This is a genomic window from Flavimobilis sp. BM9 (assembly GCF_058313055.1).
The window spans coordinates 167,421-184,525 of record NZ_JBZEMO010000006.1; the positions used below are offsets into that span (position 1 = coordinate 167,421).

Annotated in this window: 13 protein-coding genes, 1 tRNA gene and 1 pseudogene; 8 read left to right on the forward strand and 7 right to left on the reverse strand. The window is 66.6% G+C overall.

Features of this window, described 5'->3' with window-relative positions:
* Positions 1-94: 94 nt before the first annotated feature.
* The 4 genes from AC4F3Q_RS11980 to AC4F3Q_RS11995 form a co-directional block, all read right to left on the reverse strand.
* Positions 95-343: an acyl carrier protein gene (locus AC4F3Q_RS11980; RefSeq protein WP_098456704.1), complete on the reverse strand. Its 249-nt coding sequence runs from the start codon at positions 341-343 to the stop codon at positions 95-97.
* A 47-nt stretch (positions 344-390) separates the two neighbouring features.
* Entirely contained in the window at positions 391-1,392 is a 1,002-nt protein-coding gene (locus tag AC4F3Q_RS11985; RefSeq protein ID WP_491040159.1) for a beta-ketoacyl-ACP synthase III, read from the reverse strand.
* Positions 1,389-2,378: an ACP S-malonyltransferase gene (locus AC4F3Q_RS11990; protein WP_491040160.1), complete on the reverse strand. Its 990-nt coding sequence runs from the start codon at positions 2,376-2,378 to the stop codon at positions 1,389-1,391. Before AC4F3Q_RS11990 ends, AC4F3Q_RS11985 begins: the two co-directional genes overlap by 4 nt.
* An 88-nt stretch (positions 2,379-2,466) precedes the next feature.
* The gene (locus AC4F3Q_RS11995; RefSeq protein WP_491040161.1) at positions 2,467-3,696 is read right to left on the reverse strand and encodes a PucR family transcriptional regulator; all 1,230 of its coding nucleotides are present in this window, start codon (positions 3,694-3,696) and stop codon (positions 2,467-2,469) included.
* Positions 3,697-3,811: 115 nt separating this feature from the next.
* On the opposite strand from AC4F3Q_RS11995, the gene AC4F3Q_RS12000 reads away from it, so the two are divergent.
* Entirely contained in the window at positions 3,812-4,513 is a 702-nt protein-coding gene (locus AC4F3Q_RS12000) for a hypothetical protein (RefSeq protein ID WP_491040162.1), read from the forward strand.
* A gap of 87 nt (positions 4,514-4,600) precedes the next feature.
* On the opposite strand, the gene aceE is transcribed toward AC4F3Q_RS12000, so the two are convergent.
* The gene (gene aceE, locus AC4F3Q_RS12005; RefSeq protein ID WP_491040163.1) at positions 4,601-7,342 is read right to left on the reverse strand and encodes a pyruvate dehydrogenase (acetyl-transferring), homodimeric type; all 2,742 of its coding nucleotides are present in this window, start codon (positions 7,340-7,342) and stop codon (positions 4,601-4,603) included.
* Between the two features lie 327 nt (positions 7,343-7,669).
* Here aceE and AC4F3Q_RS12010 point away from each other — a divergent pair, with 327 nt between their 5' ends.
* The 4 genes from AC4F3Q_RS12010 to AC4F3Q_RS12025 all read left to right on the forward strand — a co-directional run bounded on the left by AC4F3Q_RS12010 (position 7,670) and on the right by AC4F3Q_RS12025 (position 9,156).
* Entirely contained in the window at positions 7,670-8,101 is a 432-nt protein-coding gene (locus tag AC4F3Q_RS12010) for a DUF3052 domain-containing protein (RefSeq protein WP_168447188.1), read from the forward strand.
* The gene (locus AC4F3Q_RS12015; protein WP_491040164.1) at positions 8,101-8,565 is read left to right on the forward strand and encodes a peroxiredoxin; all 465 of its coding nucleotides are present in this window, start codon (positions 8,101-8,103) and stop codon (positions 8,563-8,565) included. The genes AC4F3Q_RS12010 and AC4F3Q_RS12015 overlap by 1 nt, the downstream gene beginning before the upstream one ends.
* Before the next feature lie 36 nt (positions 8,566-8,601).
* A tRNA-Val gene (locus AC4F3Q_RS12020) sits at positions 8,602-8,678 on the forward strand.
* 250 nt (positions 8,679-8,928) lie between these two features.
* On the forward strand, positions 8,929-9,156 hold the full coding sequence (locus AC4F3Q_RS12025) for a hypothetical protein (RefSeq protein WP_491040165.1): 228 nt from the start codon (positions 8,929-8,931) through the stop codon (positions 9,154-9,156).
* Between the two features lie 462 nt (positions 9,157-9,618).
* On the opposite strand, the pseudogene AC4F3Q_RS12030 reads toward AC4F3Q_RS12025, so the two are convergent.
* Both AC4F3Q_RS12030 and AC4F3Q_RS12035 read right to left on the reverse strand, forming a co-directional pair.
* Positions 9,619-10,347, reverse strand: a pseudogene (locus tag AC4F3Q_RS12030) (recombinase family protein); the annotation flags it as partial.
* Positions 10,348-10,379: 32 nt separating this feature from the next.
* Positions 10,380-11,384 (reverse strand): IS30 family transposase, encoded by a 1,005-nt coding sequence (locus AC4F3Q_RS12035; protein WP_491040249.1) that lies wholly within the window; start codon positions 11,382-11,384, stop codon positions 10,380-10,382.
* Positions 11,385-11,586: 202 nt separating this feature from the next.
* Here AC4F3Q_RS12035 and AC4F3Q_RS12040 point away from each other — a divergent pair, with 202 nt between their 5' ends.
* The 3 genes from AC4F3Q_RS12040 to AC4F3Q_RS12050 all read left to right on the forward strand — a co-directional run bounded on the left by AC4F3Q_RS12040 (position 11,587) and on the right by AC4F3Q_RS12050 (position 17,045).
* Positions 11,587-11,853, forward strand: a complete 267-nt coding sequence (locus AC4F3Q_RS12040) for a hypothetical protein (RefSeq protein ID WP_491040166.1) — start codon at positions 11,587-11,589, stop codon at positions 11,851-11,853.
* 411 nt (positions 11,854-12,264) lie between these two features.
* Positions 12,265-12,588, forward strand: coding sequence for an SNF2-related protein (locus AC4F3Q_RS12045; protein ID WP_491040167.1), 324 nt, complete (start codon positions 12,265-12,267; stop codon positions 12,586-12,588).
* Complete coding sequence (locus AC4F3Q_RS12050) at positions 12,585-17,045, forward strand: NACHT domain-containing protein (RefSeq protein WP_491040168.1); 4,461 nt, start codon at positions 12,585-12,587, stop codon at positions 17,043-17,045. The genes AC4F3Q_RS12045 and AC4F3Q_RS12050 overlap by 4 nt, the downstream gene beginning before the upstream one ends.
* Positions 17,046-17,105: the final 60 nt, after the last annotated feature.

Genomic DNA, 17,105 nt, shown 5'->3' on the forward strand with positions numbered 1-17,105 from the left:
CTGTCGGGTGGGGAGGGGCCGCGGTGCGGCGGCGCCGGTCGGCGGGCGCGAGCGCACGCGCCGACCGGCACGGTGTCCGGTGGGACCGGGAGGCTCAGGCCTGTGCGTTCGTGATGAACGAGACGGCGTCGCCCACGGTCGTGAGGTTCTTGACCTCGTCGTCGGGGATGGTGACGCCGAACTTGTCCTCGGCGTGCGTGACGATCGTCATCATCGACAGGGAGTCGATGTCGAGGTCGTCGGTGAAGGACTTCTCGGCGGTGACGGTGTCTGCCGGCAGACCCGTCTCCTCGGCGACGATCTCGGCGAGCCCGGCGAGGACCTCGTTCTCGGTGTGAGCCATGGGTGTTCTCCTTGGTTGGGTGTGGGTGAAGCTGGGTGGACTGAGAGTCAGGGGACGATGACGACCTGGGCCGCGTAGACGAGGCCGGCACCGAAGCCGATCTGGAGCAGCACGTGACCGGTCTTGGCGGTGCCCTCCCGGATGAGCCGTTCGGTCGCGAGCGGGATCGAGGCGGCGGACGTGTTGCCCGTGTCCTCGATGTCCCGGCCGACGACGACGTCCTCGCGGAGGCCGAGCTGCTTGATCATCTGGTCGATGATCCGCATGTTGGCCTGGTGCGGGACGAACACGTCGATGTCTGCGGGGGTGAGGCCAGCGGCCTCGATCGCGCGCAGCGCGACCGGTGCCATCTGGAAGGCGGCCCACTTGAAGACGGACGGGCCGTCCTGGCGGAGCGTCGGCCACGGCGCGTCCTCGGTGGCGGCGAACTCCTGCCAGCTCAGCGTCTGGCCGATCGTCGCGGCCTTCGAGCCGTCGGAGCCCCACACCGTCGGTCCGATGCCGGGGAAGTCGGACGGGCCGACGATCGCTGCGCCTGCGCCGTCGCCGAGCAGGAACGAGATGGAACGGTCGGTCGGGTCGATGAAGTCGCTCATCTTCTCGGCGCCGATCACGAGCACGTGGCGGGCCGCGCCGGAGCGGACGAGCGCGTCGGCCTGACCGATCCCGTACGAGTATCCGGCGCACGCGGCCGAGATGTCGTAGGCGGCGGCCGGGGTGGCACCGATGCGGTCGGCGACGATCGCGGCGCCTGCGGGCGTCTGCGCGAAGTAGGTGACGGTCGACAGGATCACGGCGTCGATGTCGGCGCCGGTGAGGCCTGCGTGCGCGAGGGCGTCCTCGGCGGCGGCGGTCGCGAGGTCGAGCACGTCGACGTCGCCGGTCGCGCGGCGGCGCGTGACGATGCCGGTGCGCTGGCGGATCCACTCGTCGGACGAGTCGATCGGGCCGGCGATGTCGTCGTTCGTGACGACGGCGTCGCCGCGTACCCCGCCGATCGCGAGGATGCGCGAGAACTGCGGTCCGGTCGCCTGCTTGAGCTGAGTCACGCCGTGGTCTCCTCGGTGGTGGTGGCAGGGGTGGCGGAGTGCCGCGTGACGAGGTCGCGCGCCGCGTCGAGGTCGTCGGGCGTCTTGATCGCGAGCAGTTCGACCCCCTTGAGCGAGCGCTTCGCGAGGCCGGTCAGGACGCCGCCGGGTGCGAGCTCGAGCACGGCGGTGGCGCCGAGCGCCCCCAGCGTCTCTTGGCAGAGGTCCCACCGCACGGGCGCGACGATCTGTGCGACGAGGTGTTCGAGGACGTCCGTCCCCGTGCCGTGACCGTACGCTCCCGCTCCGCGCGAGCCGTATGCGGTGCCGTCTGCGTTGGTCAGCAGCGTGAGCTGCGGGTCGCGTGCGGGCCAGGCGGCCGCGACGGGCGCGAACGCGTCGAGGGCGCTCTGCATGAACGTCGTGTGGAACGCGCCCGCGACCTGGAGCGGGATGACCCGAGCGCGTGCCGGCGGGTTCGCGGTGAGGCGGGCGAGACCGTCCGGGCAGCCCGCGGCGACGACCTGGCCGCCACCGTTGACGTTGGCGGGGAAGAGGCCCGCGGCCGCGATCGCAGCGAGCACGTCGTCCGGGTCGCCGCCGACGACGGCGCTCATGCCGGTCGGGACCGCAGCGGCCGCGGCGGCCATCGCGCGGGCGCGGTGCGCGACTAGCCCGACGGCGCCGGCGTCGTCGAGCACGCCCGCGACCGCCGCGGCAGTCAGCTCGCCCACGGAGTGCCCCGCGGTGACGTCGACGACGTCGGCTGCGGAGCGGTCTGCGAGGACCTCGCGGAACGCGAGGAGCGAGCTCGCGACGATGAGCGGCTGTGCGACGGCCGTGTCCCGGATGGTGTCGGCGTCGCTCACCGTTCCGTGCGCGAGGAGGTCGACCTTCGCCGCCTCCGAGAGCTCGGCGAGACGGTCACCGACACCGGGCAGCTCGAGCCAGGGGGCGAGCATGCCGGGGGTCTGGGAGCCCTGTCCTGGGCACAGTACTGCGATCACCCGTCAACCTTGCCTTCCACGAGACGGCCCCGGGCGTCACGACGCGCACGAAGCTCGGGAAACGAACTTGTGAGGAACCTACAACGGCTCATGCGTGGGTGGCGTCCGCCCGGACGAGCTCGCCCAGGGCGAGCGCGACCTGCAGGACGAAGGACTCGCGCGCGTCGAGCGGGTCCCACCCGGTCAGCTCCGCGACCTTGCGCAGGCGGTACCTGACCGTGTTCGGGTGGACGTAGAGGCTGCGGGCCGCAGCCTCGAGAGACCGACCTGTGCCGAGGTATGCCGACAGCGTCTCGAGCGTCGCGCCCGCGCTGCCTGCGAGCGGCGTGTAGGCCTGCTCGACGAGCGTGCGGCGCGCGCTCAGGTCGCCGATGAGGACGCGCTCGGGAAGCAGGTCGTCCGCCTGGACCGGCCGAGGGGCCTGCGGCCATGCGGCCGCGGCCGCGAGCCCGGCGAGCGCCGCCGTCGCGGAACGGCCGGCCTCGCCGATGCCGCCGACGACGGGCCCGAGCACGACCGGACCAGGGCCGAAGCGCGGGACGAGCGAGCGTGCAGCCTCGACGAGGTCCGGCCCGCCGCCGAGGACGAGGACGATGCGGTTCGCCTGGATGCCGACGAGGGAGTCGTCGACGACGCGACGCGTCGCGCGGCGCAGCTCGGCCGCGCGCACCTCGTCGAGCTGCTCCGTCGTCGTGCCGACCATGACCAGGACGTGCGCGGACCCGGACCAGCCGAGCGCGGCGACGCGCGAGCGCACCGCGTCGTCGGACTCGCCCCGCATGAGCGCGTCGACGACGAGGGCCTCGAGGCGCGCGTCCCACGCGCCGCGCATCTCGGCCGCACGTGCGTACACCTCGGCGGCGGAGAACGCGACCTCGCGCGAGTACCGCAGGACGGCCTCTCGCAGGTCGCGCTCGGCACCCGGGACCGCGAGCTCGTCCGAGTACGCCTCGACGACGTCGACGATCACGCGGACGAGCTGGAGCGTGTGCTGCAGGGAGATCGACTGCGTGAGCTCCGGCGGGGCTGCGGAGAAGATCTCGGAGACGCCGCTCGGTGCGCCCGTCGGCTCCTCGTACCAAGCGACGAACGAGGCGATCGCGGACTGCACGACGAGGACGATCCACGACTTGTCCTCGGCAGGGAGGTCGCGGTACCAGGACAGCTCGGCGTCGAGCTGCTTGAGCGCGGCCTTCGTGAGGAGACCTGTGCCCGCACGGACGCGCCGGAGGTGCTCGTCGTCCTCGACCTCAGGTGCGGCCGGGGTGGCAGCCGTCGCTGGATCGACGCGGTCCTGCGCGGGGGTAGCACGGCTCATGGGTCGAGCATACGGCCCTGGATTGTGGGGAACGCACAAATCACGGAAGATGCAGGAGGTATCAGGATCCGGCTCGCCGGGTGAGGAATCGTCAAGAGACGCCTAAGGTGGGTTCATGAGTCTCCTGCCCAAGCTCCGCCAGCTCATGAGGAAGACGACCTCCGCCTCGACCGTGGGGACGCGTCGCCCGACCACTGCTGCACGGCCGGGCGACCGGCCGCACGAGGACGCGCTCCGCGCGATGCTGACCGACGACCCGAACAACGAGCGCGCCTTCCGCGCGCTCGTCGAGATCGTCCGCCAGCGCGCGGCGTCGACCGGGCACCACGAGGACCCGCTCGCCGCCGAGCACGTGGACGAGAGCTACCAGGACGAGCGTCGCCGTCAGGGCGACCTGGCGGTCTGGGCGCTCGCCGAGGAGCTGGCCGGCAACCCGCGCGCCTGGTACCCGCTCATCGAGCTCGCGCGGCTGTCGATCGACGAGGACTTCGAGGGGGCGATGCGCCGCCTCGCGACCGCAGCGGAGCGCGACTCGTCCGGTGACGGGCTCACAGCCGCGATCGTCATGCTCCGCGAGTCCGGCCACGCGACCGAGGCGAGCGGCCTCGGCGTCGGGCACTGGCGTCCTCGTGAGCACACCGTCGAGGCGGGGCGCCAGCTGATCCTCGCGGCGCTCGACGCTGGCAGGCTCGGCGAGGCCAAGCATCACCTCGAGTCGCTCGCCCTCGCAACTGACCAGGAGGCTGTCGAGCGGATCACCGCCGAGCTGCGCACGAAGATCGCGATGAGCGAGTCGGGCGTCGGCGGGGGAGCCTGACACTCTTCCTCCCTCGGACCTGAACGACGAAGACCCCGTCACCCGGAATCGGGTGACGGGGTCTTCGTCATCGGTGGGTCCGACCGGTCAGGAGTCGCCACCCGCCGTGCCGGACGTGCCAGCGCGCACGTCGTGCAGGCTGTACTTCGCGATCGCCTGTGCTGCAGCGTCGGGCGCGACCGCGCCGCGAGCAGCGAGCGACTGGAGGACGCGGACCGCGGTCGACGGACCGTCGATCTTGAAGTGGCGGCGAGCGGCGGCACGGGTGTCCGAGAAGCCGAAGCCGTCGGCGCCCAGCACGTCGTAGTCGCCCGGGACCCACTTGCGGATCTGGTCGGTCACGAGCTTGTCGTAGTCGCTCGTCGCGATGAACGGCCCCTCCGCACCCTGGAGCTTGGTGGTCAGGTACGCGACCTTCTTCTCCGCTCCCGGGTTGAGGAAGTTGTGCTCGTCGACGGCCAGGCCGTCGCGGCGCAGCTCGAGCCAGCTCGTCACGGACCAGACGTCCGCCTGGACCCCCCAGTCCTCGGCAAGCAGCTTGGCTGCCTCGAGCGCCCACAGCACGCCGACACCGGACGCGAGGATCTGCGCCCGCGGCCCCTCTCCCTGCGCCTCGTGGATGCGGTGGATGCCGCGAAGGATGCCCTCGACGTCAACGTTCTCCGGCTCGGCCGGCTGCTGCATCGGCTCGTTGTAGACCGTGAGGTAGTAGATGACGTTCGGGTCCCGGTCGCCCTCGCCGTACATGCGCTCCAGGCCGTCGCGCACGATGTGGCGGATCTCGTACCCGTACGCGGGGTCGTAGTGCACGACGTGCGACATGGTGCCGGCGAGCAGTGGCGAGTGGCCGTCAGCGTGCTGGAGCCCTTCGCCCGTGAGCGTGGTGCGGCCAGCCGTGGCACCGACGAGGAAGCCGCGCGTGAGCTGGTCGCCTGCGGCCCAGAACTGGTCGCCCGTCCGCTGGAACCCGAACATCGAGTAGTAGAAGTAGAACGGGATCAGCGGCTGGCCGTGGGTCGCGTACGACGTACCGACCGCCTGGAACGCAGCGGCCGAGCCTGCCTCGTTGATGCCCGTGTGCATGATCTGCCCGGCCTCGGACTCCTTGTAGGAGAGCATGAGGTCGGCGTCGACCGCGCGGTAGTTCTGCCCGAGCGTGTTGAAGATCTTCGCGCTCGGGAAGATCGAGTCGAGACCGAACGTGCGCGCCTCGTCGGGGATGATCGGCACGATGCGCTTGCCGATCTCCTTGTCCTTGACGAGGTCCTTGAACAGCCGGACGAGCGCCATCGTCGTGGCGACCTCCTGCTGGCCGGAGCCCTTCGCGAGGAGCTCGTACGTCTTGTCGCCCGGGAGGTTGAGCGGCTCGTACTTCTCGCGACGCTCGGGGACGAACCCGCCGAGCGCGCGGCGGCGCTCGAGCATGTACTGGACCGTCGGGTCCTCGGGTCCCGGGTTGTAGTACGGGGGCAGGTAGGGCTCGGCGTCGATCTGCTCGTCCGTGATCGGGATGTGCAGCGAGTCGCGCAGCGCCTTGAGCTCTTCGTTCTTGAGCTTCTTCATCTGGTGCGTCGAGTTGCGACCAGCGAAGCCGGAGCCGAGTCCGTAGCCCTTGACGGTGTGCGCGAGGATGACCGTCGGCTGGCCCGTGTGGGCGCGTGCCGCGGAGTACGCCGCGTAGATCTTGCGGTAGTCGTGGCCGCCGCGCTTGAGCTCCCAGATCTCGTCGTCCGTCATGTTCTCGACGAGCGCCTTGGTGCGCGGGTCGCGACCGAAGAAGTGCTCACGGACGTACGCACCGTCGTTCGCCTTGAACGTCTGGTAGTCGCCGTCGAGCGTCTGGTTCATGAGGTTGACGAGCGCGCGGTCCTTGTCGGCGTTGAGCAGGACGTCCCACTCGCGGCCCCAGATGACCTTGATGACGTTCCAGCCGGCGCCGCGGAACTGCGCCTCGAGCTCCTGGATGATCTTGCCGTTGCCGCGGACCGGCCCGTCGAGGCGCTGCAGGTTGCAGTTGACCACGAACGTGAGGTTGTCGAGCTGCTGCTGCGCGGCGAGCTGCAGCATGCCGCGGCTCTCCGGCTCGTCCATCTCGCCGTCGCCGAGGAAGGCCCAGACGTCCTGCTGGGACGTGTCCTTGATGCCGCGCTCGTGCAGGTAGCGGTTGGTCCATGCCTGGTAGATCGCCGAGGCCGGGCCGAGGCCCATCGAGACCGTGGGGAACTCCCACAGCTCGGGGGCGAGGCGCGGGTGCGGGTAGGACGGCAGGCCGCCGCCCGGGTGCGACATCTCCTGGCGGAAGCCGTCGAGCTGGTGCTCGTCCAGACGACCCTCGAGGAGGCCGCGCGCGTAGACACCGGGGGAGGCGTGGCCCTGGAAGTAGACCTGGTCGCCGCCGCCCGGGTGGTCCTTGCCACGGAAGAAGTGGTTGAGGCCGACCTCGTAGAGCGTCGCGACGGAGGCGTACGACGAGATGTGCCCGCCGACGGCGACCGAGGGACGCTGCGCGCGCGTCACCATGACGGCGGCGTTCCAGCGGATCCACGAGCGGTAGCGCCGCTCCATGACCTCGTCGCCCGGGAAGTAGGGCTCCTCGTGGACACCGATGGTGTTGACGTAGGGGGTGTTGAGCGACGTCGGGACGGCGACGTTGCGCTCGCGCGCCCGCTTGAGCAGGTTGAGCAGGACGTATCGGGCGCGGGGTCCGCCACGCTCGTCGATCAGGCCGTCCAGCGCCTCGACCCACTCACCTGTCTCGGCGGGGTCGATGTCCGGTACCTGGCTGAGCAGACCGTTGATGAGCGGTCGGGTCTCGTCGTGCGAAGCCACCAGCAACCTCTTTATCTCGTCATGAGCACTTCCGAGGGGCTGGCGCCCCGGTGCTCCCAGTCCGGACCCTGAGCTCGTGGCGCGGTGGCGCCGCACGGGTCCTGATGACCATTGTGTTCTCAAAGTCGCGGCAAAGTCACACCGTGTCCACCGATCTTTGCCGTGATCCTCGTGACACCCGAGGTGGGTGTCGGCGGCTGCCGTGCACTACCTTTGCCAGTGGGCGCCTCGTCGCGGGGTGCCGGTACTGCGGGCGGCGTTGTGACACAGGTGACAACGCGCGGGCGGTGCCCGCTGGAGTCTTTTCGGAAGGAACGGGAACCACAGGTGGCCACGAGCACGGACCCCCAGGACGCGACGAGCGCCGCGGGGGCGGAGAAGCTGGGATTCGACCGGGAGATGGTCGTCCAGGAGTTCGGGTACGACGACGACGTCGACCACGACCTGCGCTCGGCGATCGAGGACATCACGGGGACGGACCTGGTCGACGAGGACTACGACGACGTCACTGACGGCGTCGTCGTCTGGTACCGGGACGGCGAGGACGACCTGACGGACCTGCTCGTGGACGTGCAGACCGTCCTCGACGACGGTGGTGCGATCTGGGTCTTCACCCCGAAGCCGGGCCGCGACGGCCATGTCGGCCACAACGACATCCAGGAGGCCGCGAGCACGGCGGGCCTGCACGTGACGAGCACGTTCTCGATCGCGCGCGACTGGTCGGCGACGAAGCTCGGCACGCGAGGCCGCGGCCGCTGATGGAGACGGTGCCGCTCGCGGTCGGTGACGTCGCGCCTGACTTCACCCTGCAGGACACGCACGGCACGCCCGTGACGCTGTCGGCGCTGCGCGGCGGGCCCGTCCTCGTCGTGTTCTTCCCCTTTGCGTTCTCGGGGATCTGCACGGGGGAGCTGTGCGAGCTGCGGGACAACCTCGATCAGTTCGAGGACGCCCGCGTCACGCTCCTCGCCGTCTCGTGCGACCCTGTCTTCTCGCTCAAGGCGTGGGCAGAGCAGGAGGGCTTCGGCTTCGACCTGCTGTCGGACTTCTGGCCGCACGGCGAGGCCGCGCAGGCGTTCGGCGTGTTCGACGACGAGCACGGCCTCGCTGTGCGCGGCAGCTTCCTGATCGACGCGGAGGGGATCGTCCGCTGGGCGGTCGTCAACCCGCGCGGGCAGCGCAGGGACCTCGACGGCTACCGTGAGGCGCTCACGCTCCTGTGACGGCGACAAGGTAGTCTGACGGCTGCCTGTTCACCAGGGCCTGTAGCTCAGCTGGTTAGAGCGCCACGCTTACACCGTGGATGTCGGGGGTTCGAGTCCCTCCGGGCCCACCATAAGAGGCTTACTGCAATCGGTGTCCTCGTAGACGCCGCCAGGCAGGCCAAGCCACAGGTTGGTTAGCTCAGCCAAGCCGCCCTTCGGGGCGGCTTCTGGCGTTTCTGGGCCGCTGTGGCGCGCTGTCGCGGCCTGGGTCGCCGTGCAGGCGGCTTCGGGCGTTGCGTCCGCTGTGAGTGCTTCCCAGCCGCGTTCGGCGGCGAGGAGTTCACGCAGGGGTGAGCGGATGTCGTCGCCGACGACTTCATCGTGGGTGATGTAGACGTGGCCGAAGATCGCCTGGTTGAGCTTGCGGCGGGTGGCTTCGCTGGCGTGGAGGTACAGCTCGTGAGGGTTCTCGAGCAGATCGAGATGAGCGTCGAGGAACGCTCGCCCGCTGGAGAGGTCGCCGTGGACCTGGCTGAGCTGGTCGGTGATGCGCTGTCGGTCGCGGGAGATCTCCCGAAGGCGCTGGCGGATGCGGTCTTGGGGGAGTGACCCGTCGGCGGCGAGGTCGAGGAGGTTGTCTTCCCTGACGGTGAGTTGCGCGAGTTGGTCTTCGAGGTTCTTGCGGAGCAGCTGCTGGGCAGCGACTTGGTCGTCCAGCGCGGTCTCGATGTGGCGGCGGACGGCGGTGATGAACGCGGGGCTGAGGCGGATGGTCCTGTAGTGCTCGGCGACGGCGTCCTCGACTCGGTCGATCGAGGAGTACGGCGCGTCGCAGAGGTGGTCCTGGACGCCTCGGCAGAAGAAGTAGCCGTAGTCGGCGTTGCCGTGCCTGCCGGTGGTGCGCATGAGGATCATGCGCCTGTTGATGTGCTGTTCGAGGCGGCACTGCCCGCACCAGATGGTGCCTTTGAGGTAGTGGTCGTGGCGCTTGCGGCGTTCGCGGGCGTAGCCGCGTTCGTCCATGAGCTGCTGCACCTGGTTGAACAGATCCTCTTCGATGAGGGGTTCGTGTCTACCGGGGTAGGTCTCGCCCTTGTAGCGGACTTCTCCGAGGTAGTAGCGGTCGCGGTGCATCTGCTGGATCTTGGAATCCGAGATCGGCCCGGCTGGACGTCGCTGGGTGGGGCGGGTGCGAAGCCCCCGGTCGGTGAGTTCTTCGGCGATGTCCTGGAACGTCTTGTCGCGTGTGGCGTACAGCTCGAAGGCGAGTCTCACGAACGGGGCGCGTTCGGGGTCGATCTTGACGGTGTTGATCTTCCTGCCGTCGATGTTCTCGGTGACGTTGAGGTACCCGATCGGTGCGCGGCCGAGGGTGCCGCCGTTCTTGGCCTTCTGGCCCATCTTGTAGGCGATGTCCGCACCGTCTTCACGGGAGCGGTACTCGTTGAACGCGGCGAGGATGCCGTGCATGAGCTGCCCCACCGGGGTGGCGTCGATCTGTTCGGTCGCGGAGACCAGGGTGACTCCGCGTTTGTGCAGATCGGCGATGACGATTGCGTCGTCGGTGCGGTTACGGGCGAAGCGGGAGAGCTTGTAGACGATGACGTAGTCCACGTCGCGGTCGCGGCGGATGCGTTCGAGCATCTCCTGGAACGCGACGCGCTTGGTCATCTCGGTGGCCGAACGGCCGGGTTCGATGTACTCGTGCACGATGGTGAGCCCGAGGGCTTCGGCCTTGCGCTGACACGACGTGCGCTGCGCGGGGATGGAGATGCCCTCGGGGTCGTAGTCGGTGTTCACCTGCCCTTTGGACGAGACGCGCAGGGGCGGTGTCAAGGAGTCGAAGCAACGAGGAGCTTCTCGAAGGCTTCGCGTGGGGTCAGGAAGCCCAGGATCGCTCGGGGTCGTTCGTTGAGCTCTTCGGCGATGGCGGTGAGGTAGGGCTGGTGGTCGGTGATGTGGGTGCCCTTGGGCAGGTACTCACGGAGACCGTTGGTGTTCTCGTTGGTGGGTCGCTCCCACGGTGAGCGGGGGTGGGCGAAGTAGACCGGCATGTCGGTCGCCAGCGTCAACGCCGCGTGCTTGGCCATCTGCGAGCCCTGATCCCACGTCAATGTCTTACGCATCATCTCCGGCAGGGCCTGGGCGTGGTCGATGAGCGCGTCAGCCAGATGCTCGGCGTCCTTGCCGTAGGGCAGGCCCAAGATCACCGTGAAGCGCGTGGTGCGCTCGACCAGCGGCGCCGCAGCACTCTTGCCGTGGGCCCCGATGATCAGGTCGCCCTCCCAGTGGCCGGGGACCTTGCGGTCGGTGATGTCCTCGCGCGCATCGATGCTCGTCATCGCCACGATCGGCGCGCCGCGGCGCCCAGCGGCGGGTGTGGAGCGCCGGCGGGTGCGCTTGGATCGCAGCAGGATCCCGTGCGCGGCGAGCTCACCCTTGGGCAGGGCGTAGATGTACTGGTAGATCGCCTCGTGGGACACGGTGCGCCCCTGAGCAGGCGGAGACGCTCTCATCAGGCCCACGGTGTCGTCCTGGGCTTCCAAGCGCAAGCGACCGGCGATCTGACGCGGGGTTCGCGAACGGCCAAGATCAGCCAGCACCCGCGCTCGGAGCACCTCATCGGCGGCGACCTTACGCTCCTGGGGACGGCGACGGGCACGCTCGGCCTGGCAGTCCGCGTGCACCAGCGCGTAGCGGCCAGAGGCAAGCGCGTTGCGCCGGATCACGCGCGAGACCACCGACGGCGCCCGGTCGATGAGCGTCGCAATCGCACGGATCGACCATCCAGCCTTCAACCCCGAAGCGATCTCCGCCCGGTCGCTCACCGTCAGCATCCTGCGCATCGCACGTCCTGTCGCCACCACCACTGTTGCTACGACGCTATGACACCGCCCGTGCCCTGCGGCTTGAACGTGATCCGTCCAGGATCGCGGGCTGCTCGCACGAAGGAGGTCTCGCTATGAGCGAGAAGTCTGCCGTCGGAACAGGCGGCATCACGGAGAACGGGATGGGGCCACTCCGTCCCCTCTCCGTCCGATGAGCGATGGAACCCGAGCGCAGCTCGAGATCCTCGCGCAGCTCAACGACCGCTCTCTCACCGAAGAGACGCGGTACGCGCTGGAGTACTGGGTCGACAAGTCCAAGTCCGACCCGGCTGTGCTCAAGCGTGCCGAGCAAGTACGAGCCGACATCGAACGCGAAGCAGCCACCCGGCGCAGCGCGATCGAGGCAGTTCTTGGCGGTAACGCCAAGGGTGCGAAGCCGTCGACTTGTTCCACCAAGCAGGCGTCTTCGGACTCCTGAACAACCCCGGCAGCCGTGCACGGAGTCGAGAACGCAAGTTCTCCTCCGGCACGGCTGCTGCCACCAACGCGCTCGTCGCCTCTATCGTCGCGGCAGCCAATGAAGTGATATTCCTTTGAATGCATAAGTGTGCGAAAATGGGGGTAGATCGCAGTGTCCCGGTCGAGCCGTCCGGCTCCCGCCTGCGGCCGCCCGAATCCCAACCCGCCCGGGTGGACGCGCCACGCTCGACGTGTCGGAGGTCCCCGGTACCGTTGGACACGGCACTATGAGCACAACTTAAGATCGCGCCGCTGGCGCGGAGGAGCATGACCTGATGGAGCACAAAGCGGCCAGATCGATCCGCTGCGACGGCCGCCCGGCCGCCGCAGCTTCCATGTGTCTGCCCTGCCCCACCCGGAAGGGCCGCCGATGACGGCTCTCCTCACCGACTACCAGGCGAAGTACTTCGCCCACGAGCTGCAGCGCAGCTACGCTAACGACCGCGTCGGCAAGCTCGCCGGCCTGCTGTTCGACGCGCAGGTTGAGCCGAAGCCGCACCAGATCGACGCGGCGCTCTTCGCTCTCCAAACCCCGTTCCTGCCGGGCGTGATCCTGGCGGACGAGGTCGGCCTCGGCAAGACGATCGAGGCGGGCATCGTCATCTCCCAGTACTGGGCTGAACGCAAGCGGCGCATCCTGATCATCGCGCCGTCGAGCTTGCGTCAGCAGTGGAAGCAGGAGCTGCTGGCATGAGTCCAAGGCCGGGCGGCGAAGCCGACAAGCTCGGTAACAGGTATGAAGCAGCCTGGGCGATACGGCATGCGCTTTTCTGCATCATCGACAATAAGAACTCGTTCACACTTGAAGAGCTAGACGCCGCTATCGGCAGGGGTTCGGAGTTCACCTATCGGAGCAGTGCGACGACTGAAGTCCACCAGCTGAAGCGGCAAAATGGAAACAGTAATAGTTGGACCGTGAAGGCTCTCGCCGATCTTAAAGTATTCGATGCGGCTGCAGGACATGTTGCTGCAGGTCGCGAGTACCATTTCGTCTCTCTCGTACCTTGCCGTCCTCTTCAAGAGCTCGCGGAGCGCGCGCGTCGTTCATCAGACTTAGCACAATTCACGCACTCGCAGCTCACCGCTGAACTTCGTCCCTTCTTCGACCAGCTAACTGCCGAAGAAATCCTCGGCGGCTCGCAAAGCGCGTGGGAAACCTTGCGAGGCATGTGGTTCTCCGTTCAAGACGAGCGCGACATGATCCAGACGAACGCAATGCTTGCGGCAAACCAGCTCAGCGGCGCGGACGGGCATATGATTGCGCTCGCCATCGGAGATATTCTTCTCGATAACCTCGGAACGACGCTGACTCGAACCGACCTGCTGGCATCACTCGCCCTGCGCGGAATCGCTCCTATAGAAGCCTCCACTCGCAGCAACGCTCGTGAACAAGTGCGCCAAGCCTCAAAGAGTTGGCGCGATTCCGTCAAGCGGGAGCTGCTCGAGCCTCGCATTGAGCGCGTCGAGGCGTCGCAGCTAGTAGAGACACTTGACTCCCACCGAACGAGCTTCGTGGCTGGATCTGCCGGAGGCGGTAAGAGCTCCGTGTTGCAACAGGCTGTTGAACTGCTCGAGGCGACCGGTGCGGAGGTGCTCGCCATCCGGCTCGACCGACTTGACGCATTCGCCTCGACAACGGAGCTCGGTAGGCAGCTAGGGCTGGAGACTTCGCCTGCAGCAGCGCTGGCGTTGGCGGCTGAAGATCGAGATGCATACCTAGTCATCGACCAGCTCGACGCCGTCAGCCTCGCTTCAGGACGTATGCCGGAGAGGTTCGATGTCATTGTCGATCTCATCGGCGAGGCGCTTTCCCTAACTGGCGTCAAAGTGGTTCTTGCCTGTCGCGCATTCGACATCGAGAATGATCATCGGATTCGATCGTTGGCGGGCAAACGCGACACGGCAACGATCTCTGTCGGCCTCCTACCCGACGTTACGGTCGAAGCTGCGGTGACGAAGATGGGGCTCGATTCGACGCAGCTGTCGACTTCTCAAAGATCAATCTTGCAGACGCCGATGCACCTCGTCCTTCTCAAGACGATCGCTGGCCAAGCTGGAGCCTTGGCGTTTCAATCAAGGGGCTCCCTTTTCGAAGCGTACTGGGAGCGAAAGCGACAGGCGTCGCGTGCGCGACGGAGCCAAGTGCGATTCAACGAAGTAGTCGCTCGTGTCGCAACAGAAGCGAGTAGTCGGCAGACGTTATCCATCCCAGCAGAAGTTCTGGACGAGGATGACCTGATCGAGGATGCCAACGTGCTCATCTCAGAGCATGTACTGGCACGCGACGGCGACCGAATCGCGTTCTTTCACGAGACCTTCTTCGACTATGCCTTCGCCCGTCAGTGGGGATCACGATCGGGGTCGTTGGTGGACTTCTTGCTTCACGATGAGCAGGAACTGTTTCGTCGTGCGCAGGTTCGGCAGATCTTGCAGCACCTGTCAGAACGTGACCCCGATCGCTTTCGACGTGAGGTGACGGCAGTTCTCGCGAGCGCTCGAGTGCGTTTTCATATCAAGCAGACAGTACTTGCCGTGCTCTCCAACCTCAGCGCTCCCACCAAGGAGGACACTGAGGTCATCCTCCAGCTAGTCAAAATTGCGCCGAGTATCGCCGAGCAGCTATGGCTGAACACACGCCGGGCGCCGTGGTTTAGACAATTCCACGAGGACGGCCATGTCGACGCGTGGCTTGATGGTGGTGACCCGGCGCTACAAGCGCACGCTCTCAATCTGATGCTCAGCGGCACCAAGGATGAGCCAGCCAGGGTTGCCCGACTCTTGCACGCGCGTCGGTCAACGCCGCAGTACCTCGATTGGGTGCGATGGACAGTTGGGCGGGCTGACGCACACCGCAGCCGCGAGTTGTTTGATGAGTTGCTCGAAGCAGTCCGAGCTGGGGGTTTCGATGATGCTGGGACTGAACTGTGGCTGACCGTTCATGACCTCGCGAAACACGAGCCTCTCTGGGCGATCGAGCTGATTCAGGCGCGCATTGCCGATCATCCCGAGGGTCTTCAGCTCACCGATGATGGCAGCGTTGGCCTCCTTAAGCTCCACGACTACAGTGCATCTGAATTGGTTCGCGAAGCTGCCACTGCCGAACCCCTCGCGTTTGCCCAGACTGTCGTGCCCTATCTCCTGCGGGTCATGGCCGCGACGGCTTACGAACCGCGCCCAGATAACCCGATTCCTGACCGACACTTCTGCCCCCGCATGGAACCGGACAACCTGCACGATCGCGACTTGGACGATGCGCTGTTCGCTGGATCACTCAGTGCGCTCGAAGTCGTAGCGGTCACCAAGCCAGACGAAATCCGCCCGTTGCTCGACGCGCTTGCGGGAGACCCGCACGATGCAGCGCAATTCTTGCTTTACCGTGCGCTCACTTCGGGAAGCGCCAATTTTGCGGACTGGGCAGCGAGTCTTCTACTGGTCGGAGGTGCGCGCCTTGATTGCGGCTACATGTCGGACCCGCGCTGGGTTGCGCGTGAGCTTCTTCACGCAGTCGCGCCGCTTGTAAGTGACAAGGTCCATGAAGAGTTGGAGATCCTGGTTCGGGACTTGCGTAATCCTTACGAGACGCAACGTAGCTTGGGCCGCTCAGCATTCACGTTCCTCTCGGCGATGGAAGAAGCGCGGCTGAGCCCTACAGGCGTTCGCAAGCTCGCGGAATATCGTCGGAAGTTCAACGAAACGGTGCCGTCCAAACCACGTGGAATTGTCGGCGGGATAATAGGTTCTCCGATCGCCTCGGATGCGGCAAGCAAGATGAGTGACGATCAATGGCTACGAGCCATGAGTCGATATGCCTCCGACGAAACTGACTGGGATAGTTTCACAGGAGGCGCGCGCGAATTGTCGCATGTCCTTCGCGCTCAGGTTGCCACAAATCCAGTTCGATTCGCGCGGTTTGCGCTGCGGCTGACCTCGGAGCTCAACGCGGCCTACGCTGACGCCGTGCTGATGGGCCTTGCGGACGCGGAACATTCAGTAGAGGCGGCACCGCTCGTGTACGACGCGGTTCGGCACATCGCTGCGCTTGGTCATGAGGACGTCGACCGGTGGCTCGGCGGTGCACTTCGTCGGTATTACCGTGAGGTTCCGCTCGACCTGGTCGAGTTGATCCTCGATCGCGCCCTGCACTCTTCCGATCCAAAAGATGACACTCCAATCTTCACGCGCGACGGAGACGATGGCAGAGGTGCTGCGGATATGCGGCAGAACTCCATCAATACTGCGAGGGGGAGCTTGGCTGAAGCTCTGGGCGACCTGCTCGTCTACGACGCAGATGGTGATCGGACTGCGCTCGTTGGACCTCATCTTGGTTCATTGGCAAGCGATCCCGTCATCTTCGTCCGAACGTCGGTTGCGCACACCGTGGCGGCCTCCCTTCGGCACGCACGACCGGAAGCCGTCGCGGCCTTCCATCGACTGATCGACGCCGATGATCGGATCCTGGCGACTAACCTTGTCCAGCAACTGATGCTCTACATAGGCAACGTCGACTCCGCGATCATCGTTCCAATCATTGAGCGAATGCTCAGTTCGTCAGACGCGGAAGCTCGCGAGGAGGGCGGAAGACTCGCTGCGTTCGCCGCCCTTGAATGGGGCCGCAACGAACTGATGACGTGCGCACTAGCAGGCGACACAGGCACCCGGAAGGGCGCTGCCGAGGTCTGCGCGAATCGCATCGACCGAACGTCGAACGTCCAGCTCGCAAGCTCCACCCTGAAGCGCCTGATGCTTGACGAAGAGCTCGAGGTACGAGAAGCCGTAGCGGAACTAGCAGCGCACCTACGTGACCAGCCGCTTCGTCCGTTCTCCGATCTGCTCGAGGCGCTTACCGACTCGCCTGCGTATGAACACGCGACACCGCAGCTGTTGATTACGTTGCAGCACGCACCAGACAAAGTCGACGAGCTTGTTTTGCGGGTCGCCCGACGGTTCCTATCTTTTTTTGGAGCTGAAGCAAGCGATCTCCGGACTGGCGCGGCTGGAGATGCGCGTTACATCAGTCAGCTCGTAGTCCGTGGCCTTGCACAGTCTCGCGACAAGGAGCATCGTGGTGCATTGCTAGACGTTCTGGACAGCATGCTTGAGATCGGTGTCTACGGTGTCGATGATGCGATTTCGGCTGCCGAACGACAGTGATCCCAGGTCAGGCTCGGGGTCTGCTGGGCGAGTAGGTGACACTTGAAGCGGCGCGGATCA

What these genes read in the sequence shown, in the direction of transcription:
- AC4F3Q_RS11980 (WP_098456704.1), bottom strand. Translation starts at nt 343, where the DNA reads ATGGCTCACACCGAGAACGAGGTCCTCGCCGGGCTCGCCGAGATCGTC.
- AC4F3Q_RS11995 (WP_491040161.1), bottom strand. Translation starts at nt 3,696, where the DNA reads ATGAGCCGTGCTACCCCCGCGCAGGACCGCGTCGATCCAGCGACGGCT.
- AC4F3Q_RS12000 (WP_491040162.1), top strand. Translation starts at nt 3,812, where the DNA reads ATGAGTCTCCTGCCCAAGCTCCGCCAGCTCATGAGGAAGACGACCTCC.
- AC4F3Q_RS12015 (WP_491040164.1), top strand. Translation starts at nt 8,101, where the DNA reads ATGGAGACGGTGCCGCTCGCGGTCGGTGACGTCGCGCCTGACTTCACC.
- AC4F3Q_RS12035 (WP_491040249.1), bottom strand. Translation starts at nt 11,384, where the DNA reads ATGCTGACGGTGAGCGACCGGGCGGAGATCGCTTCGGGGTTGAAGGCT.
- AC4F3Q_RS12040 (WP_491040166.1), top strand. Translation starts at nt 11,587, where the DNA reads ATGAGCGATGGAACCCGAGCGCAGCTCGAGATCCTCGCGCAGCTCAAC.
- AC4F3Q_RS12045 (WP_491040167.1), top strand. Translation starts at nt 12,265, where the DNA reads ATGACGGCTCTCCTCACCGACTACCAGGCGAAGTACTTCGCCCACGAG.
- AC4F3Q_RS12050 (WP_491040168.1), top strand. Translation starts at nt 12,585, where the DNA reads ATGAGTCCAAGGCCGGGCGGCGAAGCCGACAAGCTCGGTAACAGGTAT.